The sequence below is a fragment of the Streptomyces flavalbus genome (genome assembly GCF_042674625.1).
GTDB lineage: Bacteria > Actinomycetota > Actinomycetes > Streptomycetales > Streptomycetaceae > Streptomyces > Streptomyces flavalbus.
The window spans coordinates 2,332,472-2,356,877 of sequence record NZ_JBHTEB010000001.1; the positions used below are offsets into that span (position 1 = coordinate 2,332,472).

The window sequence follows — 24,406 nt, forward strand, 5'->3', positions numbered from 1 at the left end:
CGGGCACCGCCCACACGAGTGGTCCAGATGTCAGGGCGACATCTCCGACGCGCTCACGGGCGCCGAAACGGAAAGCGGCCATCCGGGCGGCTTCCTGCCTGGTCCTGCCGCTCCGGCACCCCCGTCCGGGCCGACATCGACCTCACGGCCTGTCCCTCCCCTCTACCTGCTCAGGAGTCCCCTCGTGTCCTCGCACACTCCGTCCCCTCCTCCGACGCGTTCCGAACGCCTCGCCCAGTCACCGATCGTCCGACGCGGTGGCCGGTGGTGGCTGGTCACCGGTTCCGAATCGATCCTCGCCACAGACCCGACGTTCACCAGCGAGCTGGACCGCTTCGCCGACGCGATGACCGCCGCCGACCAGGCCGTCGCCGATCTCCGCTCGCAGCAGGACGACCCGCCGACTCCCCGCCCCGGGCGGCGGCGATGAACCCGCTGCTGAGTGCCGAGCAGGCGGTGCTCGGCTCGGTGCTGCTCGACCCCGGCCAGCTCGCGCACCTGGACTGGCTCGCGCCGGATCACTTCTACCGGCCCATCCACCAGGCGCTGTTCGCCGCCTTGCGCAAGCTCCGGACCGAGAGCCATCCCGCCGTGGCGACCGGAGAACGCGTGCTGCTGTCCTGGGTGACGGACGCCGTCGCCGAGGCCAGCAACACGTCCGAGGGCTGACCGCCGTGTATCCCCACATCCTGATTTCGGCCTGCCCGCGACCCGAGCACGCCCCGGTGTACGGCCGGATGGTGCTGGAGGGAGCGATCCACCGCAGCGTGACCGCGCACGCGATCCGCCTCCACCAGGCAGCCCGCGCCGACGCCCTCCGCGGTGAGGTGGAAGGAGCGCTGCACCATGCGGACGTCCTGGCCGGGGTGCTCGAAGACCTCGCGCGCCGCTGGGGGTCTGAACCGCGCCCGGTCGCCCCGACGACACCGCCCCCCACAGCTCCCGTCGCACCGCCGTCGGTACGAGCGGAACAGGTCGCCGAGGACGAGCAGATCCTGCTGGCGGTCCTGGTCGAGCGGCCGAAGGCGATGGACGAAGTCGTCGGCTGGTTGCGCCCCGGCGACTTCGCCGACCCCGCCCACGGCCAGCTCTACCGCTGCCTGGGAGCGCTGCACCACCGCGGCGAACCCATGGACCGGATCACCGTGCTGTGGGAAGCCCAGCGGCGCGGTCTGCTCGCCGACGGCACTCTGACCACCGAACAGCTCACCGCCATCTGCGACGGCGTCGGCGCCGGCAGCGCCGAGTGGCTCGGCGAACAGATCATGCGCTCTTCCGTCGCCCGTACGGCCGCCGCCTCCGCCCGCGCCATCCGCACCCTCGCCGAGAACGAGACCCTGGCCCCCGGACGGCTCATCAGCCACGCCCTGCACGCGCTCGGGCCGCTCGACAACGTGCGCGCCCGCTGGCAGACCGCGAACGGCCACCCCGCTCCGGCGCCGCCGCCCGCGCCACCGACAGAGGGACCCCCGACCGCGCAGGTCCACGCCGCCCTCGCCCGCAGCACGGCGCGACCGGCCGCACGGCCCTCGGAACGCCCAAGCCTTGCCTCCACATCATCAGCCGCACGACCGCCCTCGCGCACCCACGGCTGAGCCGTCCTCCGCCCTCACCCGCTCACCAACCAACCCAGCCCATCCGACCGTCCCCACCTTGGAACGCCCCATGGACAACACCTCGCTCTCCGACGCCCTGGCCCTGCGCGCCACGGCCTCTGCCTTCGACGCCCAGCGCGGCAAGCTGCCGGTGCCGGGAGACCCCCACCGCTCGCCCGATGTCGTCGCCGTCGCACGCCAGATCTCCGAACTAGGAAAGCTGGTCACCGATCTGGGCGACGAGGTCCTCTTCCGCGCCGCCGACCAGGACCAGGCGCCCCACACCGCTCGCGTGATCACCAACTTCGCCGCCGCCGTCGAGCCCGCGGGCGAAGCGGCTTCCGCCCTGGGAGCGGTGGCCCACCAGCTCGCCTTCCTGAACCAGACTGAGAGCCTGCGCGACCAGCCCGAAGCCAGGGATGCCCGGGAGGCAGCAGTACGGGTGATGGAGGAAGCACTCGCCACCGCCGGCACGGCCCTGCACGACGGGGCCAACTCCCTGTACGCCGCGTCGGCAACGGTCTCTCCCCCGACCGCGCGGCTCCAGGCCGCCCGCAGCCGGTCCGCGATCACGGCGCATATTCCGGGGCACCCGCCGCCCAACATCACCACGGCCCCGGCGACCCCCTCGGACCGAATCGCACGTGGCCGGTGACATGGAACCCACCACCGCGCGAACGCCGTTGTTCGGCTCGCTCTGCTCGGGTTACGGCGGTCTGGACCTCGGGGTCCAGACCGCGCTCGGCGGCACCGTGGCCTGGCACGCCGAGATCAACCCCGACGCCGCGCGCATCCTGGCCCGGCACTGGCCCGGCGTACCCAATCTGGGGGATATCACCGCCGTCGACTGGGCCGATGTGCCTCGGGTGTGCGTCCTGACGGCCGGTTTCCCCTGTCAAAGACGTCTCCGTCGCCGGCCGCCGGGCCGGACTCAACCCCCACACCCGCTCGGGGCTGTGGCTGCACGTCGCTCGTGCAGTCGAAGCCCTCCGCCCCTGTTTGGTGGTGATCGAGAATGTCCGAGGTCTCCTCACCTCGCCCGCCGGTTCCCCTGGCGACGTGGAATTCTGCCCGTGGTGTCTGGGAGACGACTCAACCCAGCCTCCTGTGCGCGCACTTGGTGCCGTACTCGGCTCCCTGGCCGATCTCCGGTACGACGCAAGGTGGCTCGTGCTTCGTGCCTCCGACGTCGGAGCCCCCCATCGTCGTGAGCGGACCTTCCTCACCGCCTGGCCCGCCGAGCACCCTGCTCAAGACCCCGACGAGCAACATCGGCAAGAACGGTGGCTCCCAGCACCCGTCGAAGAGGAAGAGCGGCGGCCACGGCCCGAACCTGGCCGACGAGGTGGAGTGGCTGCTGCCCACGCCGAAGGCGTCGGACGGGATCAAGGGCTCGCCGAACCAGCGGCACGGCAACGGGGACATGACGCTGCCGAGCGCGGCAGCGTCGCTGCTGCCCACCCCGAGGGCGAGCGACACCGGCACACCGGGCCGCCGTCCGGGCAAGGGCTGGCGCCCGCCTCTGTCGGCGGTGGTCCTGCCGCTGTGGGCGGAGGCGGCACCGGAAGCGGAGGAACCGACGGGCGATGGGGAGCGTACGCCTCCGCCATCGCCCGATGGGAGAACCTCACCCGCCCCGCGCCGGCGCCCACCGACGCTGCCGGACGTCTGCGCGCCGACTTCGTGGAGTGGATGCAGGGCCTGGCTCCCGGTTGGGTGACCGCCACTCCGGGACTCGGCCGACCGGCTCAGCTCACCGCACTCGGCAACGGCGTGGTCCCCCAACATGCCGCCCGAGCCGTGCAGTTGCTGGCACCGCCTTTCCCACGCTGCCCCCGCTGCACCGCGCCGTAGCGCCCCACTACCCGGTTTCCCCGGCCGTACCAAATCGCGGAATCTCCGCATCCTCCTGCCCATGCCGACCTGCGAAGGGAGCACCGCCGTGACCTCCAGAAGAGCGCGCCGCACTTCGCCTCCGCCCTGCTCGCTCACTCCCTTGGATCCGCCATGTCCGACCCCAGCAAGGCCACCCCCGAGCCCGAGCCGTTCCGCGTTCCCGACGGAGACCTCGACGATCTCGCCAGCACCCTCGCCAAGACCATGGCGGAGGTACGCCAGCACGGCGTCATCCTGGACCGTCTCGGCTCCGAGCCCGTCTCCACCCCTCAACCCACTGCGGACGCCTCCACCACAGACGCCGTCGACGCCGACAAGGCCGACGCCCCGGCCTCGGTGTTCATCCTCGCCCTGGGCGGCGAGGCGTACGCCGTCGAGCTGGCCGCGCTCAGCGACTGGGTGAACTACCTGTTCCTGCCCGTCTACGGACGGGAGATCAGCACCACCCGACCGTGGTGCGGCCAGTGGCACGAGCACCCCGAAGCCGTTGCCCGGCTGCACGCGCTCTGGCTCGCGTGGCAGCAGCTCACCGACGCAGAGGCCGGCCTGTCCGGCCCCTCGACGTGGCACCGCGACCACCTCGACCAGGCCCTGGTTCATCTCCGTGCCCCCGACGGCCCCTTCGCCGCATGCACGACGAGCCCGACTCGGCCCAACCACCGCGTGCTGGCCACCCCGGCGCCCGAGCTGACGGGAGCCACCCAGTGATCGCCGAACCCGACTTCCGCCTCGCCGATTTCGAGCCTGCCGACGCCGCCTCCGAATTGGCCGAGAGCAGCGTCTGGGGCGGAGACCTGACCGTGCTGGCCGAGCACCACACCACCCCGGAGGGGACGCACAGCTACCTCGTCGCCCACGACAGGTCGATGACCTGGGGCGTCCTCGGTGATCCAGCTCTCGTTGCCATCAAGATCACGCGGGACCTGCGCGAGCGCACGTTCACCTTCGAGACCGCGAACCACGCCAGCCTGGCGTTCGCCCAGAACTGGCTGATCGAGCATGGCTGCCCGCCCGACCGGATCGCCCAGGCCAAGGGGGACTCCCTGAAGCCCGCCGACGATCTCACCCTCTGGGTCGAGCGGCAGATCCGGGGGTCAGGCTCTCGTTACAAGGTCCTCGACAGCTGGACCTCGGACTTCGCCCCCTCCGAGACGTGGACGGTGACCCGTGACTCCAGCGCCGCTCAGGCACCGATTCGTGTCTTTCTCGAAGAGGAGAACCCCGACGCCCACACGTACACGATGCGCGAGGGCGCCTTCGCCGACGAGGCCGCCGCCCGGCACTGGCTGGAGCACCGCGGCAGTCCGCTACCGCACCCTCCGGACTACTGCGGTGAGGCCGCCGCCCGGCTGACCCGCGCCGCCCTCACCCGGTCGTCGGGTGCCTCCGCGATCCCGAAAGCCGGTCTCGACACGGGCAACGCACCGTCGGCAGGAACGGCCCAGCGCTCGACCCCCCGGAGGCCGATGTGAGCCGCGCCCGCTTCGCCTTCGCCGCCCACCCGGACGCCATCGCGGACCTGCGCCAACTCCCCGACGACATCCGCGACCTGGCACTGCTGGAACTGCAGAACCTGGTCCACGGCAGCGACGATTGCCTGCCGCTGACCGGCCGCCTTGCGGGCTTCCACAAGGTGTACGTCGACCCGGCCGTCTCCTACCGGATGGTCATCCAGTTCCGCCCGGCTCCGCCCACCTCGACCCACAAGCGCGAGATCTACCTCGTCGCGGCCGGTGCCCGGGAGGACTACGCGGTCTACCGCACGGCCCAGCTCCGCACCAACCGGACCGGCCTCAACCGGCACGAGGGCATCGACGCGGCGGCCGAGGCACGAGTCCAGGCGGCCCGGTCCCAGTCGCCCCACGCGATCGACCCGACCGCGTCCCTCCCAGCCTCCGCACCGGCGGCAGCCAACCCCGCCGCCCCGGCCCCCTCCCGAAAGGCCTCCATGCGATGACCGCCGACCGTGCGTCCCTCAACCGCACCGAACTGGCCGGGCTGCTCACCGACGCCGCGCGCAGCGTCTCGAAGGTCCTCACGACCGAGTACCCCACCTCCGCCAGCCGCTCCTATCTGCATCCCGTCCTCGGCGCGCTGTCCGCCGGTCCGCGGGTGGTCCGCGAATTGAACGACCGGCTCGAAGAGTTCGTCGTCGAGGAGCCGCTGCCTTCCACCCCCGCGGGTCTGTTCACCCTGGCGTCCTACGCTTCCGCGCTCGGCTGGCTCACCGAGTCCCTCGCCGAGCTGACCGCCTCCGTGGACCAGATTTGCACGCGCGTCGGCATCCCGGCCGAGCCGCCAGACCCGGCCTTCGTCGCGCCCTCGCCGACGGACCAAGACGACGAGTCCGACTTCGCGTTCAGCGCGCTGGAGTTGGCCGCCATCCGCACAGCCGCCAAGGCTGCCGACCTCAGCCCCGGGGACTACGTCGAGGTGCTCTCGCGGTCCCTGCTCGCCGCCTCCCGGATCACCGACGCCTGCATGGAGATCTCCAGCGGCCTGCTCGAAGACGCCGCGTACGTCCTAGGCGAGGCAACCGATCATGTCCGAATCGGCGAGGGCCCCGACAGCCTGCCCACTCTGGTGCGCTCCCTGCTCGCCCGGATGGACGCTGCCGAATGAACCCGCACAACATGGCGAAGCGGCCCGGCGCGCACTTGGTCGCCGAGGAGTTCTGTGTCGAGGACCCCTTGGCGCTGAGCGACGACCATCCACCCCGCGACCCGCTTTCCCCGCCGGCACGACTGCCAAGCCCTCTCGCTCCCGCTGAAATCCCCAGAAGGAAGACGCCCATGTCCAGCGTGATCTACACCCGCCACCTGGTCGAGCACCGGTACGGCCTCCCGTTGGAGGACCTCCAGCGCCACAGCGCGAATGGCGGTTCGGGAGATCCTGTCCTGCCGATCGTGCTGCGGCGGCTCGACGGCTTGGCCTCGACGAACGCCCATGCCCGTGCTGCCCGCCGCAATCTCGACGCGGCCTGGCAGCGCTGCCGCTCCGGCGAACACGCGCTCGACGACCTCGTGCTGCGGTACGCGGCCGAAGTCGTAGACCTCGAACTTGGACGTCGGCACACCTCTTGCGGCAGCAGGCTGGAGCCACCGCTACGGCACGACCGACACCTCCTTCGAATCCTCGGACGGCCTGGCCAAGGTCTACCTACGCCGCAACCGACTCGACCACGCGGCCGAAATGACAGGCCATCAAGAGCGCTGGCTCATGCTGGCCGGACCGCCTGGCAACCAGTGGTACGCCACCGCTTCGTCCTTCACCCCAGAGGACCTGGTCGCCGCGATGAACACCGCCCTCACTGATCCGGCACCTGTCATCCGTTACGGCGACGACCTGCGCCGCCTTCCCCCGCAGGCCACCGCGACCCCGGTGAAGCCCCCGGCACCGACGCCACTGGACATGCGCCGCGTCCACGCTGCCAACGCCCGTGCCACCGTGGCCCCCTCGCCTGCCAGCGCGCGGCCGTTCATACCGGCACCGCGCCCGCCGTCGGCTCCGCAGGTGCCGCGCCCGGGGCAGAGCCTCTGACCACCGTTCCCTATCTCACCCTCCGGAGCCACCCTTGTCCGACGCCACTGCCCTCGACCAGGCCGACGCGATGATCGAGAAAGCCTGGGGCCGCCCCATCGACGCACTGGAAACCCTCGCGGTGCGCCGCCCCGTCGAGGATCCGCTCCTGCGCTCGGCGATGCATATCCGTTCGAGCCTCGTTGTCTCGAACAACGCGGTCGCCGTCCACCAGGACCGTCTGCATGCCCTCGCCAGGCCCGGTCATGTGCCGGCCTTCTACGACCTGGAGCGGATCACCAGCTCGGCGGTGGACCTGCGTGTCGCGCAGGCCGAGAGCCGCATAGCCCTGCAGGCGATCAGCCACGTAATCGAGGCCCGCGAAGCCGCCGTGACAGCGGACCGGGCACCGTCGCTCAGCCTGGCCCAGGCCGCTGTCGCCCGCTCCGCGCACGCGCCGCGTGCCCTGGGCCAACCACCGGACCAGCCCGCCCCGTCGGCCGCTGTCCGCCCCACGGTGGCCACGACCGGGCCCGGACGGTAACCGGTCAGCGGGAGCCTTCGTCGCGTTGGGTCGCACCGAACCGGGAGTCCATCGCCCGGGCCAGCTCCACCAACGTCAGCTCGACGCGCCGCCCGTCCGCGATCCGACGCTCCACCACGGCTTCCCCGCCACGCTGCCTCCGGGCCTGGACGCCCACGGCCCACTGCCCGTCGGCCACCATCGCTATGTCGCCCACCGTCCACGGCCGCCCGGCGGAGCGGGTCTTGCGCTCCAGCCCGACACCGTCCCAGTGTCTGCTCGACTCCGCCACGGCCTGTCCCTTCTGCTCCGTACGGCCCTGCGCCGCAACCGGGTTACGCAAACCAGTCGCGCCGATCCATTCCCCGGCTCGCCACCTCCTCCCCCTCGGCGGCCAGTTCGCCCACGGCAGACCTCACCTTCCCGGAAACGACTACGTACTTCGGCACACCGCATGCCAACGTACGGACGTCGGGAAAACCCGCAGGTCAACGAAGGGACGCCCACTCGTGAACGCCTCGAGCACCCTCCTGCCAGCCGTCGTCCGCCCCGCCGTGGAGGAACGTGCCTGGCTCTCCAGCGACCACTGTGCGAGCCCGGTACTCGAACTGCTCCGCGGGCTCGGCTGGACAATCGTCGACACCTCGGAGGCCAATGTGCACTGCACCAGCCCGGACGGCCGCGTCTACGTTGGCTGGCTCCCCGAGGACATCACCGCCTGGAAGCGCGGCATCGTCTGGCAGGTCCGGGTCCGCCCCTCCGACGCCGCCCCTAGGATCCAGGAGTTCGGCCCCGACACCCCCTCCGACGCCGTGGCCGGTTTCCTCGCCACGCTCATCGCAAGCCGCTGAACCACCCAGCAGCCGATCTTGCGCGACCAACTCTGCCTCGACACCCCTGACGCTCCATCACCACTGCTTCGCCCTCGATCCCGGAGGCTCCCCGTTGCCCCAGCACCTGACCGTCGGCCACCTGCTCTGCCAACTTCAGAACCTCGACCCCGACCTGCCGATCCGCCTGGCCGTCAACCCCGACTGGCCCTTTGCCCACTACCTCGGCATCGACGTCGTGGTGGGCGACGACATGGCGTTCATCGCCGAGGACGGCCAAGAGGGCTACCTCCCGGCATCGGTCCGCAACGCCCTCGCCTGGGCCTGACCCGCCGTACGGACCTGTCCAGGAGGCCCCGATCTCACCGCGACCCCACCCTTCCACCGCCTACCCGCTGCACACCCTCGCCGTGCGGCCCATGCCGCCGGGAGTGCGCGGCGCACCGGTCCAGCGCGTCTCCGCCCTCCCGGAGGGACCGCTCGACGTCTCCTGGCTCCCGGCGGGCACCCCTGAACTGCCGCTCGGCCGTCTCCGCCTGCACTGGGAGCCCGCCTCCCGCGCGGGCTGGGACGTCACCGCCCACCTCGGCCTGGCCACCACCGAGGCCCTCCTCGCCTCCTGGCCCGCCGCCCCCGACGACTGGCCGCGCCTGGTCCGCCCCACCATCCACGAGGTGACCGGCCTGTGCGCCGCCCTCGCGGTTGCCACCGTCGCCCTGGACCTCTCCAACCGCCTCGCCGAAGTCTGACCGCAACCGCAAAAGGCCGCCCCTCGCCGAACCGGCAGCGGCGGCCTTGCCGTACGCACGCCCACGCTCATCACCGACGAACGAGGAGGACACGATGGCCGACGACCAGCAGCTCTGAAGGTATCCGGAGATCGCCGCCCACCTGGGCATCAGCGTCCGGGCCGCCCGCAGCCGCAAGAGCCGGGGCACTCTGCCGGAGCCCGACAACACCAGGGTGCCGGACCGGCCGCGCTGGAGGCCCGGTGGGTTCCGCAGCGACCTGCACGGCACCGCCCGACCCGACGGCACCGCATCCGGCTGACCGGCAGTCGGTCCCCCCCATAGGCTGCGGCCATGACGACCGACTCGCCGATGCGGTCCCCGCCGTTCCCCTCGCCCGACAGCGCCGTGCTTCGGCTGATTGTCGGCAACGCCATCGCGTCGGTCCGCAGCGGCGAAGCCTCGGTGGAGGGGGAGATCCTCCACGCAGCCGTCCACAGCTGGTACGAAGGCCATGTCCAAGGCGAGGACGAGTGCCCCGGCTGCGACTTCCGGGGCGAGCTGCCCAAGCACGGCAACCGCGGATGAGCGCGGCTAGATCCGTTCACTCCCGTCTCCGTGCAGGACAACAAGAGGGTCCCCGCACTGGTGATGGTGATCTGCCTGGCCCTGTTCGTGTTCTGCCTGATCGAGCGCCAGGTCCGCCGGGCCCTCGGGAGCGGCCAGAAGATGCCCGGGCTCTATCCCGGAAACCAGCAGGTCCGGCCCCCCGGCCGGATGATCCCCTACCATCTCTCCGGCCTGCGGCTGCGCGTCGTCGGCGCCACCGACCCGCCCATCATCGTCATCAGCGGCGGCGTCCAGCTCCATCTCCTCGACCTCCTCGGCCTGGAACCGACGCATCCCCGCTGGCCAGAGACCTGAACGAGCTACCCGTGGCGACCATGGGACCTCCTGGGAGCGTTGACGGCATAGCCCATAACCCGCGGGCGCGCACGCCGGTGTAGGAGCGTGTCGTTCCCTCAGCGTCGGTGGGCGTACAAGGATGACCAAGTGAGCGCCGGAGGCACGTGACCTGTGGCAAGCTCATCTCCCTGGGGGAGGAACGACTGATGACCCATTACCAATGCGGATCGTGCTCGTTTCAGAGCGACCATCTCAGCGAGGCTCAACAGCACTCGCAGCAGACGGGCCACGTCTGCATCGGCAAGGAGGATGCTGGGCCGGCCGGAGGTAAGTTCGGCAAAGCCGGGGTCGTGGTTACGGTCGGCGCCAGCGTTCTGGCCGCCACCGCCACCGCCCTCGGGGTCCTCGCCTGGAAGTACAAGGGGCTCCGGTCCATGGCTGCCGGACTGGTCGTGCAGTTGGCGGAGTCGACGGCGGAGAACGAGAGCCTGAAGTCGGAGAACGACTACCTGAAGTCGGCCACCGGTGCCTCGAAGACGCTCAAGAGCTACGACTGCTGAGTGAGGGCTTACTGCGGGTAGTGCCACTGGTGGACAGGTGCCGGGTGCTCGATGCCGTTGGAAGGTCGAGCGGGCGCCGGTGCCCAGCCCGGCGCTAGCCCGTTCTCCGCAGGTCACCCATTTGAAGATCAACTGATCATAGCGGGTCAGCCACCGATCAGCGCAGCGGTCCGAGTTGCAGAACCTGCCGAAGCACGATCACCTGAGGACCGTGATCAAGCTCGGTAACTGTGCAAAAGAGTGACCCGCGAAGTGCGAGCTAGATTCCGGAGCCCGCAGCTCGGCCAAGCGCTCGCGCGACTCGCCGCACCAGCGTGGTCGGCTTCAGGTTCCGTTCCACCCTGAGCAGGTAGCTGACCGGAGAGCCAACGAGCTGAGCGTCGCGTGCCTCCACCGTGGCCTGGCGCAGGGTCGCGGCGGCGATCGCGAGACTTCCTCCGGCGATCGGCACGTTGCCTGCCCAGCCGCTCGCCGCCGCGGCGAGGGCGGGCACTTCGAATTTGTAGTTCAGCGCGCTGTAGAAGGTTTTGAGGTTGAGGCCGCTCATGGTCTTGCGCAGGTCCTCAAGTGGCTGGGCGATGCTCTCGTCGAATGTCATCCGAAGGTGGAGTTCGAAGGCTGCGCGGTCTTCGATGCCGCCCACCTGCTCTCGCAGGTCTGCCGCAGCCTTGTCGACTGCCTGGGTGAAGGCACTGAATTCTGCCCGGTAGTCGTTCCGCAGTTGGATGATCTTCGCCACCGGCACCGAGCGCAGGCCGTCCGGGAGGACGCACTGCACGGCCATCAGCCCGAGTCGTGTTGTCTCGTCGGAGCTTGCCGGTCGGGGCCGCTCGCCCAACATGGCGGCAGCGATCCGGTCGCTGTCCCAGCCGTCCGTGGCGCTGTGGGCCGCGACCTGGTCGGTGATCGGCGCGTACCGCGTACGGCGGGCCAGCTCCTCGGTGAGCACACACTTGTAGATCCAGGCCAGGACCGGGTCCATGGCCAGCCACGTCACGTCCGCGGATCTGGCGATGCGCGACCGCACGGCCGGCACGGCGAGACCGGCACCGCGTAGGGCGTCGGCAAGCCCTGGGTCTACCTCGTGCGGGTAGAGGCCGGCGAGGGGGCGCTCGTCTCGCGGAAGCGTTCGCAGGTCGTCAGGCGAGGTCGGCTCGGCGTTGATGATGCGCTGTCCCATCACCAAGGGCTCGGGCTGGTTCCCCTGTTGCGTATGGAAGGGCCGGGTGTCGGCAGTGGCCAGAAAGCGCTGCCTCAGTTCGGTGCCGTGGTCCTCGACGGCCTTCAGGAAGGCGGGGGCGACAGTGGCTGCCGCTTCCCTGGGGTCCACGTCGGTGAGGAAGTTGTCCAGCCCGTCGCGCAGGGCCTTGACCAGGTCCGGGTCGCTGACAGGAAATCCGCGTGGGACGACTCGGGCCACGCCCGGCCAGTAGAGGGCGGCGGCCTTGATCCACTGCTCCTTGCGGAAGTGCACGTACGGGTAGTAGAGGCCGATCCGCTGCACTGCTGCCCTTTCACCGCGTCCGTCGGCCTCGCCAGGTGCGTCCGGGGGCCGACAGCATGCTACGCAACAAGTGTTCGCCGCTGGTCTGTCGTCACCGAGGGACGCCGCAGCGGACGCCAGTTACGGTCCGAGCCCCAGGGTTTCGTGTCTCGCCCAGGGAAAGGTGGGGCCGCCTCCGTGACACAACAGCGTAGACCTGCCTATAACGGGCTGGCGGACGCCCGCTTCCGAGGTGTTCTGGCCGAGCGCGGAATCTCGGCTGGCAGCATGCCGGGCCGCGACACGATGACCACGTCGGTGATTCCGGACACGCCCATCAAGGCTTGTCGAGTGAGATCGTGGCGCTCCACTGAACTTGAATGATCGTAGATGAAGACCACGATCTCCTTATACACGTCGGTTTTGTTGAGGTATCCGACCGCATCGACCATGACCTGTCGTTCAATTTCTTTGAAGTCGGCGCCTTTGTACGCGTACTTCGCTTCGATCAAGATGCCCAGCTGCGGGAGGCCGAAGTCCGCGCGGTAGCTGCTGTGGCCCACCTTGGGCAGGGTCTCTTCGTCTTTGACGTCGTCGAACACTGAGCGCAGGATGATCCATAGGATGTCCTGTACTTCACGCTCGGAGGAGATTTCCCACCGGATGGGGTGACGGAGTTCGTCTCTATCCCACCGCCAACGGAGCATGGCGGCCTCGAATCGGCGCAGCACGCGGCTGAGGTGTGAGCGGCTGAGAATCAGCTGGTCGATGCTGGAGTACAAGACGTCGCTCACGGCCCGGTACAGAAGAGCGGCACGGGGAACTGCCAGTCTTTCAGTGTCGCAGTGAAGCAACGCCCATATGATCCGCTGTTGAAGCACTCTGGCATCTGTATCGGGGTCGATGAGGGTGCCCGTGCTGGTAGCGATCATCCATCGTGCCGTGGCCAACTCGACGGGCTCATTCATGGTGGCGACATCGGTGATTCGGGCGGCCGGTCGGCCAATAGCGCGAGGGCGTGCTGCTGGATCAGCCCTTGGAAGCGGTCGGCGGGCTGGTACTGGGGGCTCGTGAGGGCGTCTTGGAGCCAGCTTTCAAACTCCGGCACGTCGTCCCTCGCGGTCATCACTGCTAGGCAGATTCCGAGGAGGAGGCGAGGTTCATACAGGAAGGAGAGCCGATCCCCTGGGAAGGGATTGCGCTGTCTGAGTCGGTGCAAACCCTCGCGCAGCCTGCGAACCACTGCCGGGTTCGCCAATGCAGGGAAGTGTGTGATTCCGTATCCGAGGACGGCGAGCGCAGGAGGGTCAAGGCGTTCCTCGTTCTCCTGCATCCATGACCCAGCCGCCGGGTCGACGTTCCAGGCAAACCCCGGTATTGCGCCATTCAGGACGTGGTAAGCCAGCAAACCGTCCAGATTTCCGGGCGTGTTGGCTTCGGTGACGCGCCGTTCGAGGGCCGACAGTTGCGTCCCGATCTGAATAGTGAGTGCCCCGTCCTCTTCCGCCGGGCCGTTCACAGAAACCACCGGCTCCAGCGCAACGGCATTGCAGAGATCATGTCTGGGTTCCAGTTAGTGACGTCTCTTAGTTGGCCGAGCAGCCCGGCGATCAACTCGGAGTACAAGATGGTTACGGGCTGGCTTGCAGGGTAGAAGCGGCGCCACGAAAGTGCGGTGAACCGGAAGACCTGCCCAGCCAAATAGTCCAGGTCAGTGAACGTCGATCCTTTATGCAGCTTAATCTTCAGCGGGCGCGGCGCACCTTGCAGCGGCAGTTTCATGTCGGCGGGCTCAGTGACCGAGATCAGCATTTCGCTTCGGCTGACCTGGACGGCGTGGCCTCGGGCAGGTACGGCACGGCCAGTCACCTGGCCCCGACGTCTGGTGCCAGCGCTACGGAGGTCGAACATCATCCAGTCGTGGTCGTTGCCGACGTGCAGGAAAGCGAAGTCGACACCTGCGTAGTCCTTGGTCAGCTCTTCTACCAGCTCCTTGACCGCCCTCGTCTCCCTGTCCTTGAGCGGCTTGAACACGTGGAAGATCAGCCGAATGGTGTCGTCTGGCTGCCAAGCGTGGCGCGCCATAACGTCCTGGATACACGTCCGCAGCGTCCGCAGCAGCTCCTGCGGGTATTGCTCATAGGGCGCCTGTTTCGAGGCGTTGGACAGCATGTAGTTGCCGTCGGAGCTGAAGACGGTAGTAATACCAACGAACCTCTGCGAACCGCCTAGCCGACTCGTCTGAACATCGGATCGACCGATGCCTATCACGAGTTCGTGGGCCATGGCCCGGTGCGAGGTCCCGATCACGAACGGCGTGCCACCTAGTTTCGCGTAGCAGGCCAAGGCGATGGTGCTGAGCGTGGAGGCTCGATCAGCGTCCCGGATGGTCTCGACCTGGACCTCCTGGACCGGCACGCCCTGGCTCATGAACGTCGACTTGCTAACCATGTATGGGCTGGCATCGCCGTACAGGTGCTCTTGTTCCTGACTGACAAGCACGATCGCCAGGTCGGGCTTGATTGCCTCAAGGGCAGTCAAGCAAGCCTGCCGGTAGGCACCGGCGTCTTGAGCACCGCCGTCGAAGACGGTGAAAGTGACCTTGCAGTCGGTCAACCGATACTTACGGATGAAGCCTTGGGAGAATGCTTCCTTACCAGGCACGCCGTGCAGGAAGGCATGCATGAACTCCTCAGCGCTGCCTTTGAATTGTTGTGGTGTGACCACGGCTACCGAGGGCGTCTTCGGGGTAAACATTTCGGAATCGAAGGGGCCGTACCGCTCCAATCCCTGTCTCGGATACCGGTGAGTCTTGTCCCCACTGAGGTCGAATACGAAAGTCGGAGAATCAAGTCGCCGTGTGGAGATCCTGCTGGTGCTCCCTGCTGGCTCGCCAATGGAAGCCTGCACGCCCACGGCGATCGTCAGTGGGCTATGCCGCCCCAGACCGTCCGCGATCTCCTTCGTGCGCTCGTAACGCCCCTCCGCGCCGGACAGCTTGAATGCAGCCTCGTTCAGCCGGCTCTCGATCCGCCGATATCCGCTTCCCGCTGCAATGGCGAGCATGTCGTGGAAAACATCTCGCCTCGGCTCCAACCAAGCCTCAGAGGCGGGGATCTCGGACTGCCCCGAGGAATCGGTCAGCCGCAGCCGGTCTCCCACCACGACCTCGACCATGCCGACCAGTCGTCGCCGTGCGCTCAAGTCCGTATTCGGCTGCACTGGCACGTCGTGGTCGACAGCCAGTACGTACCGGCCCTCAACACGCACGCCCCGTCGCAACAGCTCGCTGACGGGCAGATCAATCTCATAGCGAGCCTTGATGCCAACGAGGATCCCGGGTGTTCCCGCTGGCCCTCGACGTCGTACGTCCAATCGGTATTCGGGGTAGACGTGCAGCCCTTCCACGTTCGTGCCCGATGCAGCTGCCTCCAGCAAGTCACGTCCCGGAATGCGCGACACGAAGACCAGCGGAGCGAACTTTCGCAGCCGGAAGTTCCAGCCTTCGGTGAGGACCCGCCTCAGGGCCGCTTGTAGCAAGGAAGTGACCACCACCGAGTCAGCCTCGGTGTTGAACTCCTGCTCGGAGCCGATAGTAGGGGCGTCGGGGACAACGGGCACGCAGACGATCGTGTCCCCGCTACGAATCACGACGTGGGTCCCGGCGAGATCGTCGCGGAGCCTGCGGAGCTGCTCAGCAGCCTCGTAGGGCATGACGCCAGCGCTGAAACGGCCAGGTCGGTACTGAACAGGCAGATAGTTGAAGACGATCTGCGAACCACCGTGTGCGGAATCCCGCCTCGGGGCTGCGCCTCGTCGCACCGCCGGCGAATTGGATGGCATCGCGAGCCTCATGCCTCCTGCCTGAACTCTTACCATGCCCACGGTGCCGCCTCTGCGGCTCCGGCTCATTCAATTGTGACGCAGTCGAGTAGCTCACACGGGGTCAGTTGACCCACGCAGTATGTGCAATCTTGCCTCGGCTCACAAACATCCCGCCACGCGCTACGGGAAGCTGTTCACCTTGTTCGTCCAGGAGCGACGGGTGCCATGGGAAGCGGTGCCTTCGAACCTGACCGCTCGCAGCTCCGTTACTCCAGGTAGATGCCAGCGAAGGCGCCGTCGAAGCCGAGTGCGATCAGGCCCTGCTCGACGCTGGGGTAGGTCGTCCCGTCCGGGATGGCGATCATGGCGTCGAAGTCGGCGCGGCTGATCTCGGGCTCGAGCCACTGGTTGCCGCAGCGGCAGCGGACCCAGACGTTGCGGCCGTGGTTGATGAGCAGCCAGTCGCGCCGGACCGGCAGGCCGAGCACAGCACGGGGATGCCCCGCAGGGACAGCTCCGGTGGGTGGCTGAGGCAGCGCGTTGCGCCGGGTCCGCTGGGCGACTGTGTCTCGTACTGGAGTTGCGGCAGCGGATCGTTTCCGGCGGGCGCGGCGGGCAGGACGGGGGTCGGCTCTACGTGGTGGTCGGTCGCTCTGAGCACGAGCGTCATCTCCCGGTCGAGGTCCTTCTCTTTATCCGTAACAGCCGGTGGAGCGGGTTGTCCAGGTGTTTCGCGCAGTCCGGCAGGACGGTGGCGGGCCTGCCGGACTGCTGGTCAGCGGCGCGGCGGGCGGCTGCGCGGGTCCGGTGCGGCGGGCCTCGGCGAGGCCGGGGGCGCGGTCCGGACGCTGACCGGGTTGGCGGGAGGCGTGGCGCGACCGGTGCCAGCCTGCGGGCGTCGAGTGGCTTCGCCCGGGTGGGCGGGGAGCTGGGCGAGGCGGCGCAGTCGCCAGACCAGGACGTCGTTCACGTCCTCGGCCGTGTCGAGTTCGCGCATGGCGATGGCCTCCTGCAGGAGGGCCTTCGGGTCGTGGCCTGCCTGCTCGGCCTGAGCCAAGGTAGCGGCCAGGGCGTCGTCCTTCGTGCTCGTGCCGGGTCGGGTTCGGTTCTCGGGCAAGGCGGCGCGGATGGTGGTCTCGTAGGTGCGGCGCTGGGCTTCGGGCAAGCGTCGGCCCTGGTCGCGCAGGGCCTGCATGGGTGCGGCGGCGGCCTGGCGGTAGGCGGCGCGAAGGTGCTCGGCGGTCTGACGGGAGGCTTCGGCCTGCTGGGCGTGACCGTGTGCGGAGTGCCAGCGTGCTGCGGCCAGCGCCACCAGGACCAGGGTGGAGACGAGCATGGCGGTGGTGCCGCCGTCTTCTCCTCGACCGAGCGCGCCTCCGGCCTGGATGATGCCCCGGGCCGCCGAGCGGATCGCCCGGGTGTCGGTGCGTTCGGCTCGGATGTGGCTGCGGGTGGCGCGTTCGAATGAGCGAGCGGCGGCGCCAAGTTCGGCGCGGGTGGCGGCCGGGGAGGTCTGGGCGATGGCGTCCAGGAGTTCACCGACTCCGACAAGTTGGGCTGCGGCTTCGTCGTCGTCGCTGTCCAGGAGGATTGCGGCGCGCTCGGCGACCCCGGTCGCGGTGCGTCGCTCCCGTGCGGACGGCGACCAGTCCGAGCGGACGCTGTCGGCTTCCGGCAGCGGGCCCGTCTCGGGAGTTCCGTCGGCGAGGCGGCGCTGGATCTTCGGATAGGAGAGATCGGGGGCCAGGGTCGAGCCCGCGAACCAGACCGGCTCGCGATCGCGGTTGCGGTCGCCGGGCAGTGCGACCGTGTAGCCGAGAACGTCCCCGGAGGGGGCGTGCCGGAGCTTTATGCGCAAGCCCGCCTCGCGAAGGCGGGTGAAGAACTCGGCTTCGCTGGCGGCTCCGGCGACGGCCTGGCGGACGGCTTCGCGAAGCGTCTCGCGCGGTGTCTCGGGTCGGCCGGTCCGCTCGGCTTTGAAGCGCTCGGCGCTGGTGGGCGTCTTGGCTCCGGTGCCGTCGCCGGGCTTGAGCTGGCGCAGGCCCATCTCCTGTTCGATGCGACGACATTCGGCCTGGGCCTTCTTAAAGTCGTAGTTCATCCTCGGGCGGCGCAGGTCGCCTCGGACCATGGTGGCGACGATGTGGATGTGGTCGTCGGCGTGGCGCACCGCGACCCAGCGGCGGCCGTCGGGATCGCCTTCGGGGGCGAGGTTGACGGCGTGGACCAGACGGCGGGCGACGGTGTTCCACTCATCGTCGTTCAGGGTCCGGTCGCCGGGGTCGGTACGGACCGAGCAGTGCCAGACGTGCTGGGCCGGCGCCTTGTCGCTGGCCTGCTTCACCCGCAGGTCCAGGGCGGCGGTGAGCCGGGCCAGGGTGACCTTGGGGTCGGGGTCGGGGCTGGTGTCGCGACCGGGGTCGGGGGCGAAGCCGTCCCAACTGCCGACGAGGTGGGGGTCGGTGTGTTCGTCGCGCTTGCCGGGACCGTACAGGTAGACGAGCAGGCCGTGGGTGCGGGAGCCGCGTCGGATCTTGGGGACCATCAGAGGCACTTCTTCACCAGGGCGTCGGCCGCGTCGTCCACGCGAGCCAGGACGCGGTTCACGGTCGTCAGGGCGCGGTCGAGTTCACCGGGGCGGGGCTGCCCTCCGGCGTTGTAGACGTAGGCGATCTGGTTGATGTTGTTGCCGACACGGGAGATGGCGGTGCGCAGCGCGGCCAGCTCGTCGATGGCGGCGTCGAGCTGTTCGTTGGTGTGCACGGTGGTCGAACCGCGGGCGACGGCGAGGCCGGCGGCGGCGAGAAATCGGGCGACGGTGACGGCGCGCTGCTTGGCGGCGGCGGTGATCTCGGTCTTCTCGGTGTCGGACAGGCGGATGGTCGTCTTGTGGGTGCGCTGGCTCGGGTTGCGGGTGCGGCGGCGCGGTTTGCGGTCGGGGAACGCAGGTTGGCTCGGGCTCTGCTGCTCGCGCGGGGCGCGGTCGTCTCCTTCTCCTCCTCCGACGGGCGCCTCCTGGTGCCGGGAGTCCGGCTGGTCACCGTGCGCCCTCGCTCGAGGACCAGCCGGGCTTCCCCCGTTCCCCTGGGCGGGGGCAAGTGCGTACGCCGGGCCATAGGACCGTCGTATGCGACAACTTGCTCCGCCTGAAGCCGAGTTGGGTCCACGCTGCGGTCCGGACGTGGTGGCCGCCGGGTCGTTGGCGGTCATCGGCCCGTCTCCGCGTCCTGCTGGCGGATGTCGCGGACGAGGTCCTCGATCCAGTCCATGGCGAGGACCGGGTGGTGCAGCGTCCAGGGGCGGCTGTGTCGGCACCGTTGCACGGTCCAGGTGTTGTCGGGACCGGATTCGGCGCGGTGGAGGTGGCCGCGTTGGTGCAGGACGGTCAGCCAGGTGTCCACCTCGGCGGGTGTGGCGGGGCTCGTGCGCATGGCGGTGCTCTCCGGTTCACGGGAGGAGGTCGTGGGGTGGGGTGTCTGGGGGGTGGGTGACCGGCCGAGGTGTCCGGCTGGTCACCCACCCCATGGGGCGTGCGGTCAGTTCCGGGGAGTGGTGACCGACTGTCCGTGCTGCTGGCGGAGCTGGGCCATCAGGCGGGTCAGTGTGTCGCTGGACAGCGGGATCTGCTGACCGCGGATCGCTTGGGCGACCACCTTGCGGGTCAGTTTGTCTTCGGCCCTGACCGCTGACCGGGCGATCTCCAGCAGTTCCTCGGTGTCCGGGTCAGGTCGCCGGTCACCGGTTGTCCGGGGGGCGCGGTCAGTGACCGGTGGCTGAGTGACCGGCCCGTCAGTGACCTGCAGGAGGTTGTACGGGTGACTGGTGACCGGCTCGGTGACGGCCGGTCCGCCGCTGACCGCCAGGGTGGTGTCCTGCTGTCCGCCCAAGTCAGTGGACTTGGGCTCCCGGTCAAGGCGACTGGTGTCCGGGCTCCTGCTGCCCGCTGGGGCGCTGTCACCGGTCAGCGTCCGAGCCTCCGGTTCCTGCTTGTCCGGGGACAGGCGGGGCCGGTCGGTCAGGGCGGTGGCTGGCTGTCCGGCGCTGACCTGACCGGGCGGTGGCTGCTGGCGGCCGGCCCGGTCAGTCCGAGTGACCGGGAGATGCTCGGACTGACTGGGGCGGCTGGCCTGACCGAGGCCATCGCGGTCACTTCGGTCACTGTCCTTGACCGGCCCCCGGGCGATCAGGATGTACAGGTGCACCGCTCCGGCCAGGGCCAGCGGGGCGATGGTGGACAGCACCGCGACCACCATGTCTCCGAGCCGCAGCCCGGTGGCTGAGGTGCTCACTTCGTTGAGCCTGACCGCGTGCAGCGCGTTGGCCCAGATGCTGGCAGCGGTGGCCGTGCCGAAGAGCGTCCAGACATAGAGCCGGGCGCGCAGCGGTGCGTCGCGCAGGACGAGCAGAGCGCGGATGCCGTACGCGATGAACCCATCGATCACCAAGGGGAAGAGGTAGGTCAACAGCCCCCGGACGTGGACGGCGACGGCCATCTGCTGCAGGGCGTCGTAGGACAGGGCGCACCCCGCACCGCCGAGGGCGATGACGACCGCGCGATCCCACCCGGTGACGTGCGCCGTGCTCCGCGCGCTCGCGATGCTCACGCCGCCGTCCCGAAGTTGTCGCGGCCCAGGCGCTTGCCGTCGGCCCCGGGGGGCGGGGTGCTCTTCGTGGTCTGCTCCAGGTCTCGGTTGCGCAGGGCTCGGCGGGTTTCGCGGTAGAGCTTCTGGGCGTGTTCCTCGCTGATCTTCAGGAGCCAGGCCAGGCGCTGTTCGGTGAGGCCGTGGCGGTAGGCGGCGCGGACGACCGCGCGACGCTCGGCCTTGGTGAGGTGGACGTCGCGCCCGGCGACGGTGGCGTTGACCCGGCTGTAGTCGAGGCGGCTGGCGAGGTGTTCGTGCAGCGGCTCGCGCTCCTCCTCTGTCATCCCGCCCCTTATGCCGTGGGTGTCGCCCCCTTCCAGTGCGGCATCCAGGCAGGTGCGGCGGACCGGGCACTGGCCGCACAGCGACTTCGCTGCGGCGATCTTGGCGGTCTCGTCGGGCTCGGGGAAGAAGATGTCGGGCTCCACCGGGTTGTACTCGGTGCTCTGGCAGACGGCCTGGTCCTGCCAGGTGTGGTCGCCGAGCGAGCGGTGGCGGGCAGGGTTGATCGTCGTGGGGGTCATGCTGGTTGCTCCGATCGCTCTCCGCGTGTGGTGGGCGTCTGCGGAGAGGTGTCGCTGGGTCGGGAAGTACGTGGGCGGCGCGCCGGTTGCGCGGCCCGGCGTGGCGGCCTGCGGCAGGTCAGGCGGCGTGGGGCTGGCGTCTGCGGTCGACGGGCTCGAAGGTGACGCGGGTGGTCATCTCGGCGAGCCGGGAGGCGACGCGGTCGCCGAGCTGGTCGCGGAGGTCGCGCATGGCGAGGTTGGTGGTGATCAGCGTGGGGAGCATCAGGTTGTACCGGCGGTTGATGAGCCGGTAGGTGATCTCCTCGACCCACTCGGAGGTCTTGGCCGCGCCGAGGTCGTCCAGGATCAGCAGCGGGTAGCGGCTGACCGTCTCGAGTTCGCGTTCGGTGTCATGGCCGGGGCGTGGACGCAGGTCCGCGTAGAGGTCGGCGGCTGTGGTGGCCCGCCACCGGACTGCGATGCCCACTTCGACGAGGGTTCGGACCGCGCCGTACACCTGGTGGGTCTTGCCCGCGCCGGTGACGCCGGCGAGGAGCAGGCTGGGGCCGGTGGTGATCTGTCGTCGCGCGCCGGGGTTGGGTGCCTCGGCCCGGGCGATCACGTCGCGGGTCCAGGCCAGTACCTCGGGGTGGTCGGCGCGGGCGGTCCGGTAGCGCGGGGGCATCCGGGCGTCCAGCAGGCCCAGCGGACTGTAGGGCTTGTCTTCGTCCGGGGTGTCGGGGAGGCGCTGTGGGTTCATGCCCCGGGCGGTGAGGATCCGCTGCAGTCGCTGGAGGGCACCGGCGCCGAGGAGCTCCGGCTCGCGGCTCATCACAGCTCCTCCGCGTAGGCGGCGGCAGCATCGACCGGGTTGGTCCACGCTCGGTGCGGCGCGCCGAGCTGGGACGCCGTCTGGGCAGGGATGCGGGCGTTCATGGCGTCGTTCACCAGGCTCGGCAGCCGTGAGGGATGGCCCTGGATCTCGGCGTAGCGGGCGAGGCCGGCGCGGATGTGGTCCACGTCGATGCCTTCGGCGAGCAGCTTCTTCAGCAGTCGGCCGAGGTGTCCGAGGACGTCCCCGGGCGGACGTTCGGTGCAGGAGCCCACGTACTCGGCGAGGAGGTTCCCGGCGGTGACGGTGCCGTCGGGCGCTGTGCGCCCCGTAGGTGAAGAAGATCCAGGATCCATGATCCTGGATCCGGATGTCGAGGCTCCGGCGAGGGTTCGCGGAGGGTTTGCCGAAGCCTCGACGAACTGGTCTTGACCTGCGGATTCCCTCCCCGTGGGGCAGGCCGTCCCGCTGGTGTCGGGACGCCTGTCGTCGCCGGTGCCCGGGGCCGTGGTGCGGTCGCTGTGCGGACGCGCGAGCTGTGCCGGGTGCCGGTCGAGGGCTCGGTGAGAATCTGCCGAAGGCTCGTCCACTGCTCCCCGAGTCTTCGCCTCGGTCTCGGCGCAGGCTCCCTTGCACCGGCCGCACCTCTTGTCGCTGTTGTGGGCGACGCAGACCGGGAGCCGGGACTGGCTGGGCCGGTCGATCTTCTGGTGCTCGTACCAACCGGTGACGTGCAGGTAACGCTTGCCGTCGCAGCCGGTGTACCGGCAGATCAGCCCGGCGTCTGCGAGCTGCTGGAGGTCCTCCTCCACGTGTACGGGGGTGTGCTCGGCGCGCAGCGGCCAGAGGAGGCCGGCGATGATCGCTGGGTTGTCCCGGTGCCGTCCGTGATCGTCGGACTGGGTGAACAGGCCGATGTAGGTGACGACGGCGGTGACCGAGCAGGCCGCGACCCGTTCGTTGACGAACAGGTCGGGCTTGACTGTCCGGATGCGGGCCATCAGCTCTCCCGGCGAGCTCGACGACGCTGGAGCCGCTGGCATCGGCCCCGCGTCGAGGCTGCCGGGATTCCCCTGCCGGGTGGGCGCATGTGATACTCCGTCCTCATGGACGGGGCTGCGTGGTTGTCGCCTGCAAGCTGGCTACGCGGCCCCGGATCATTGGGTGCCCTCGGCGAGGGCAGCCGACGGATGCCCGGGAGTTGGCGCTCCTGGGCATCGCCGTTTGGCCCCACCCTGGCCTGGACCGTTTTCGTGGGTGGATGGCACGATGATCACACTAGACTGAGGTGGGGCGCCGCTGTCAACCAGAGAAAATGCAGGCGGGGCAGCCATTCACACCAGTGAAGGCGACGCGACCGGAGGACGGCCACGATGGACCACGAGAACAACCCACCTGCAGCGCAGGCGGGCGGCGGGACCACGCTTGCCGGTCGCCTGGACCGGCTGTTCACCACCGTCCACCCGAAGGGCCGCGGCCCGTACAGCTACGAGGAGGTGGCGTCGGGCATCCGCCGACAGGGCGGCCCGACCATCTCCGCGAGCTACATCTGGCAACTGAGGACCGGCGCCAAGGACAATCCGACCAAGCGCCACCTCGAGGCTCTCTCCACCTTCTTCGGCGTGAAGCCCGCCTACTTCTTCGACGACGACGAATCAGAGAAGATCGCCGCCGAACTCGACGCGCTCGCCGCCATGCGTGACGCTGGTGTGAGATCAGTGGCTCTACGTGCGTCCGGGCTCTCCGACAAGAGCCTCAAGATCATTTCCGAATTCATCGAACGCGCCCGCGAACTCGAAGGCCTCGGTACCCCTGGCGAGGATTCGATCATCGATGTGAATTCCAGTGGCAAACATCACGACGGCGTGAACTGATACACCACTAGCCAGGATCCACCGCCCTACTTGCGCATGATTGTCCGCATTCGCCCGGCACGATCAGTAGCCCTCCAGATGTGCGACCGGAAATGATCCATATACTCGCCACGGCATCGCGGCAATGAGTCGCGCGTTCGAGAAGTGTCGGAGTCGGAGGGCAGATGAAGTCCGGTCGTTCGAGGCCTGCCCAGGATCAGGGAATCCGGCTCGAATCCGTCCTGGACGATCTCGATCTTCCGGACCCCTTCAAGATCGAGGAACTACTCGCCCGCGTGTCCAAGAAGCGCGGCCGTCCTATCCACCTGCATACGTTCCCAGCGATCACCGGTGACGAACTGCCCTGCGGAGCCTGGCTCGCCACGGAGAAGGCGGACCACATCCTCGTTGAGGAGTCCACCAGCCCTCTCCACCGGGACCACATCGTGCTGCACGAGGTCAGCCACATGCTCCTCGGGCACACCCCTCGCCAAACCCTCGGCCGTGCCTTCCACCACCTCGACGCCGACCTCGTGACGGGTGTCCTCGGCCGCACGAGCTACGAGACCGAGGAAGAGCGGAGCGCCGAGACGCTCGCCGGCCTCATCGCGACCCGTGCCGCTCTACGTGGAAACGGCGACCGGACCACCCCCAGCACCTTGCGCCGGCTCAATGCCGCGCTCAGCGACTCCTGAGACTCCCCCACA

30 protein-coding genes and 3 pseudogenes are annotated in these 24,406 nt (G+C 69.1%); 20 read left to right on the forward strand and 13 right to left on the reverse strand.

Annotated elements, in window-relative coordinates:
- Positions 1-184 precede the first annotated feature (184 nt).
- The 12 genes and pseudogenes from ACFQZ6_RS10300 to ACFQZ6_RS10355 all read left to right on the forward strand — a co-directional run bounded on the left by ACFQZ6_RS10300 (position 185) and on the right by ACFQZ6_RS10355 (position 7,554).
- Positions 185-430 (forward strand): hypothetical protein, encoded by a 246-nt coding sequence (locus ACFQZ6_RS10300; protein ID WP_381606896.1) that lies wholly within the window; start codon positions 185-187, stop codon positions 428-430.
- Positions 427-1,595, forward strand: a pseudogene (locus ACFQZ6_RS10305) (DnaB-like helicase N-terminal domain-containing protein). Before ACFQZ6_RS10300 ends, ACFQZ6_RS10305 begins: the two are co-directional and overlap by 4 nt.
- A gap of 58 nt (positions 1,596-1,653) precedes the next feature.
- Positions 1,654-2,250: a hypothetical protein gene (locus ACFQZ6_RS10310; RefSeq protein WP_381606899.1), complete on the forward strand. Its 597-nt coding sequence runs from the start codon at positions 1,654-1,656 to the stop codon at positions 2,248-2,250.
- A gap of 1 nt (position 2,251) precedes the next feature.
- Positions 2,252-2,431: pseudogene (locus tag ACFQZ6_RS10315) on the forward strand (DNA cytosine methyltransferase); the annotation flags it as partial.
- Between the two features lie 118 nt (positions 2,432-2,549).
- Positions 2,550-2,789, forward strand: a pseudogene (locus ACFQZ6_RS10320) (DNA cytosine methyltransferase); the annotation flags it as partial.
- Between the two features lie 13 nt (positions 2,790-2,802).
- On the forward strand, positions 2,803-3,315 hold the full coding sequence (locus ACFQZ6_RS10325; protein ID WP_381606901.1) for a hypothetical protein: 513 nt from the start codon (positions 2,803-2,805) through the stop codon (positions 3,313-3,315).
- A 287-nt stretch (positions 3,316-3,602) separates the two neighbouring features.
- Positions 3,603-4,199 carry a DUF4913 domain-containing protein gene (locus ACFQZ6_RS10330; RefSeq protein WP_381606903.1) on the forward strand — a complete coding sequence of 199 codons (597 nt, stop codon included), beginning with the start codon at positions 3,603-3,605 and terminating at the stop codon, positions 4,197-4,199.
- Positions 4,196-4,963: a glycosyl hydrolase gene (locus ACFQZ6_RS10335; protein ID WP_381606905.1), complete on the forward strand. Its 768-nt coding sequence runs from the start codon at positions 4,196-4,198 to the stop codon at positions 4,961-4,963. The genes ACFQZ6_RS10330 and ACFQZ6_RS10335 overlap by 4 nt, the downstream gene beginning before the upstream one ends.
- A complete protein-coding gene (locus ACFQZ6_RS10340; protein ID WP_381606907.1) occupies positions 4,960-5,448 on the forward strand; it encodes a hypothetical protein in 489 nt (162 codons plus the stop codon). The genes ACFQZ6_RS10335 and ACFQZ6_RS10340 overlap by 4 nt, the downstream gene beginning before the upstream one ends.
- A complete protein-coding gene (locus tag ACFQZ6_RS10345; RefSeq protein ID WP_381606909.1) occupies positions 5,445-6,113 on the forward strand; it encodes a hypothetical protein in 669 nt (222 codons plus the stop codon). Before ACFQZ6_RS10340 ends, ACFQZ6_RS10345 begins: the two co-directional genes overlap by 4 nt.
- Before the next feature lie 438 nt (positions 6,114-6,551).
- Positions 6,552-7,031 carry a DUF317 domain-containing protein gene (locus tag ACFQZ6_RS10350; RefSeq protein WP_381606911.1) on the forward strand — a complete coding sequence of 160 codons (480 nt, stop codon included), beginning with the start codon at positions 6,552-6,554 and terminating at the stop codon, positions 7,029-7,031.
- Positions 7,032-7,065: 34 nt separating this feature from the next.
- Positions 7,066-7,554, forward strand: a complete 489-nt coding sequence (locus ACFQZ6_RS10355; protein ID WP_381606913.1) for a hypothetical protein — start codon at positions 7,066-7,068, stop codon at positions 7,552-7,554.
- Between the two features lie 4 nt (positions 7,555-7,558).
- Here ACFQZ6_RS10355 and ACFQZ6_RS10360 read toward each other — a convergent pair whose 3' ends face one another.
- Positions 7,559-7,876, reverse strand: a complete 318-nt coding sequence (locus ACFQZ6_RS10360) for a hypothetical protein (protein ID WP_381606915.1) — start codon at positions 7,874-7,876, stop codon at positions 7,559-7,561.
- A gap of 166 nt (positions 7,877-8,042) precedes the next feature.
- Here ACFQZ6_RS10360 and ACFQZ6_RS10365 point away from each other — a divergent pair, with 166 nt between their 5' ends.
- The 6 genes from ACFQZ6_RS10365 to ACFQZ6_RS10390 all read left to right on the forward strand — a co-directional run bounded on the left by ACFQZ6_RS10365 (position 8,043) and on the right by ACFQZ6_RS10390 (position 10,557).
- Positions 8,043-8,384 (forward strand): DUF317 domain-containing protein, encoded by a 342-nt coding sequence (locus tag ACFQZ6_RS10365; RefSeq protein ID WP_381606917.1) that lies wholly within the window; start codon positions 8,043-8,045, stop codon positions 8,382-8,384.
- Positions 8,385-8,478: 94 nt separating this feature from the next.
- Entirely contained in the window at positions 8,479-8,691 is a 213-nt protein-coding gene (locus ACFQZ6_RS10370) for a hypothetical protein (RefSeq protein WP_381606919.1), read from the forward strand.
- A gap of 91 nt (positions 8,692-8,782) precedes the next feature.
- Positions 8,783-9,112: an esterase gene (locus ACFQZ6_RS10375; protein ID WP_381606920.1), complete on the forward strand. Its 330-nt coding sequence runs from the start codon at positions 8,783-8,785 to the stop codon at positions 9,110-9,112.
- Positions 9,113-9,445: 333 nt separating this feature from the next.
- Positions 9,446-9,679 carry a hypothetical protein gene (locus ACFQZ6_RS10380; protein WP_381606922.1) on the forward strand — a complete coding sequence of 78 codons (234 nt, stop codon included), beginning with the start codon at positions 9,446-9,448 and terminating at the stop codon, positions 9,677-9,679.
- Between the two features lie 30 nt (positions 9,680-9,709).
- The gene (locus ACFQZ6_RS10385) at positions 9,710-10,015 is read left to right on the forward strand and encodes a hypothetical protein (RefSeq protein WP_381606924.1); all 306 of its coding nucleotides are present in this window, start codon (positions 9,710-9,712) and stop codon (positions 10,013-10,015) included.
- 332 nt (positions 10,016-10,347) lie between these two features.
- Positions 10,348-10,557: a hypothetical protein gene (locus tag ACFQZ6_RS10390; RefSeq protein ID WP_381606926.1), complete on the forward strand. Its 210-nt coding sequence runs from the start codon at positions 10,348-10,350 to the stop codon at positions 10,555-10,557.
- A gap of 259 nt (positions 10,558-10,816) precedes the next feature.
- On the opposite strand, the gene ACFQZ6_RS10395 is transcribed toward ACFQZ6_RS10390, so the two are convergent.
- The 12 genes from ACFQZ6_RS10395 to ACFQZ6_RS10450 form a co-directional block, all read right to left on the reverse strand.
- Complete coding sequence (locus ACFQZ6_RS10395; RefSeq protein WP_381606928.1) at positions 10,817-12,061, reverse strand: DUF6236 family protein; 1,245 nt, start codon at positions 12,059-12,061, stop codon at positions 10,817-10,819.
- Between the two features lie 200 nt (positions 12,062-12,261).
- Positions 12,262-13,008, reverse strand: a complete 747-nt coding sequence (locus ACFQZ6_RS10400; RefSeq protein ID WP_381606930.1) for a PD-(D/E)XK nuclease domain-containing protein — start codon at positions 13,006-13,008, stop codon at positions 12,262-12,264.
- Positions 13,005-13,568, reverse strand: a complete 564-nt coding sequence (locus ACFQZ6_RS10405) for a hypothetical protein (protein WP_381606932.1) — start codon at positions 13,566-13,568, stop codon at positions 13,005-13,007. The genes ACFQZ6_RS10400 and ACFQZ6_RS10405 overlap by 4 nt, the downstream gene beginning before the upstream one ends.
- Positions 13,556-15,895 carry an argonaute/piwi family protein gene (locus tag ACFQZ6_RS10410; RefSeq protein ID WP_381606934.1) on the reverse strand — a complete coding sequence of 780 codons (2,340 nt, stop codon included), beginning with the start codon at positions 15,893-15,895 and terminating at the stop codon, positions 13,556-13,558. Before ACFQZ6_RS10410 ends, ACFQZ6_RS10405 begins: the two co-directional genes overlap by 13 nt.
- Before the next feature lie 236 nt (positions 15,896-16,131).
- Complete coding sequence (locus tag ACFQZ6_RS10415) at positions 16,132-16,353, reverse strand: hypothetical protein (protein ID WP_381606935.1); 222 nt, start codon at positions 16,351-16,353, stop codon at positions 16,132-16,134.
- 287 nt (positions 16,354-16,640) lie between these two features.
- Positions 16,641-18,410 (reverse strand): relaxase/mobilization nuclease domain-containing protein, encoded by a 1,770-nt coding sequence (locus ACFQZ6_RS10420; protein ID WP_381606936.1) that lies wholly within the window; start codon positions 18,408-18,410, stop codon positions 16,641-16,643.
- Positions 18,410-19,075 (reverse strand): plasmid mobilization protein, encoded by a 666-nt coding sequence (locus tag ACFQZ6_RS10425; RefSeq protein ID WP_381606938.1) that lies wholly within the window; start codon positions 19,073-19,075, stop codon positions 18,410-18,412. The genes ACFQZ6_RS10420 and ACFQZ6_RS10425 overlap by 1 nt, the downstream gene beginning before the upstream one ends.
- Positions 19,072-19,296, reverse strand: a complete 225-nt coding sequence (locus ACFQZ6_RS10430; protein ID WP_381606940.1) for a hypothetical protein — start codon at positions 19,294-19,296, stop codon at positions 19,072-19,074. The genes ACFQZ6_RS10425 and ACFQZ6_RS10430 overlap by 4 nt, the downstream gene beginning before the upstream one ends.
- A gap of 105 nt (positions 19,297-19,401) precedes the next feature.
- Positions 19,402-20,469, reverse strand: coding sequence for a DUF2637 domain-containing protein (locus ACFQZ6_RS10435; protein WP_381606942.1), 1,068 nt, complete (start codon positions 20,467-20,469; stop codon positions 19,402-19,404).
- Positions 20,466-21,032, reverse strand: coding sequence for a WhiB family transcriptional regulator (locus ACFQZ6_RS10440; RefSeq protein ID WP_381606944.1), 567 nt, complete (start codon positions 21,030-21,032; stop codon positions 20,466-20,468). The genes ACFQZ6_RS10435 and ACFQZ6_RS10440 overlap by 4 nt, the downstream gene beginning before the upstream one ends.
- 118 nt (positions 21,033-21,150) lie before the next feature.
- Positions 21,151-21,846: an ATP-binding protein gene (locus tag ACFQZ6_RS10445; protein ID WP_381606946.1), complete on the reverse strand. Its 696-nt coding sequence runs from the start codon at positions 21,844-21,846 to the stop codon at positions 21,151-21,153.
- The gene (locus ACFQZ6_RS10450) at positions 21,846-22,847 is read right to left on the reverse strand and encodes a hypothetical protein (protein ID WP_381606948.1); all 1,002 of its coding nucleotides are present in this window, start codon (positions 22,845-22,847) and stop codon (positions 21,846-21,848) included. The genes ACFQZ6_RS10445 and ACFQZ6_RS10450 overlap by 1 nt, the downstream gene beginning before the upstream one ends.
- Before the next feature lie 372 nt (positions 22,848-23,219).
- On the opposite strand from ACFQZ6_RS10450, the gene ACFQZ6_RS10455 reads away from it, so the two are divergent.
- Both ACFQZ6_RS10455 and ACFQZ6_RS10460 read left to right on the forward strand, forming a co-directional pair.
- On the forward strand, positions 23,220-23,720 hold the full coding sequence (locus tag ACFQZ6_RS10455; RefSeq protein ID WP_381606950.1) for a helix-turn-helix domain-containing protein: 501 nt from the start codon (positions 23,220-23,222) through the stop codon (positions 23,718-23,720).
- Positions 23,721-23,884: 164 nt separating this feature from the next.
- Positions 23,885-24,394, forward strand: coding sequence for a hypothetical protein (locus tag ACFQZ6_RS10460; RefSeq protein WP_381606952.1), 510 nt, complete (start codon positions 23,885-23,887; stop codon positions 24,392-24,394).
- Positions 24,395-24,406: the final 12 nt, after the last annotated feature.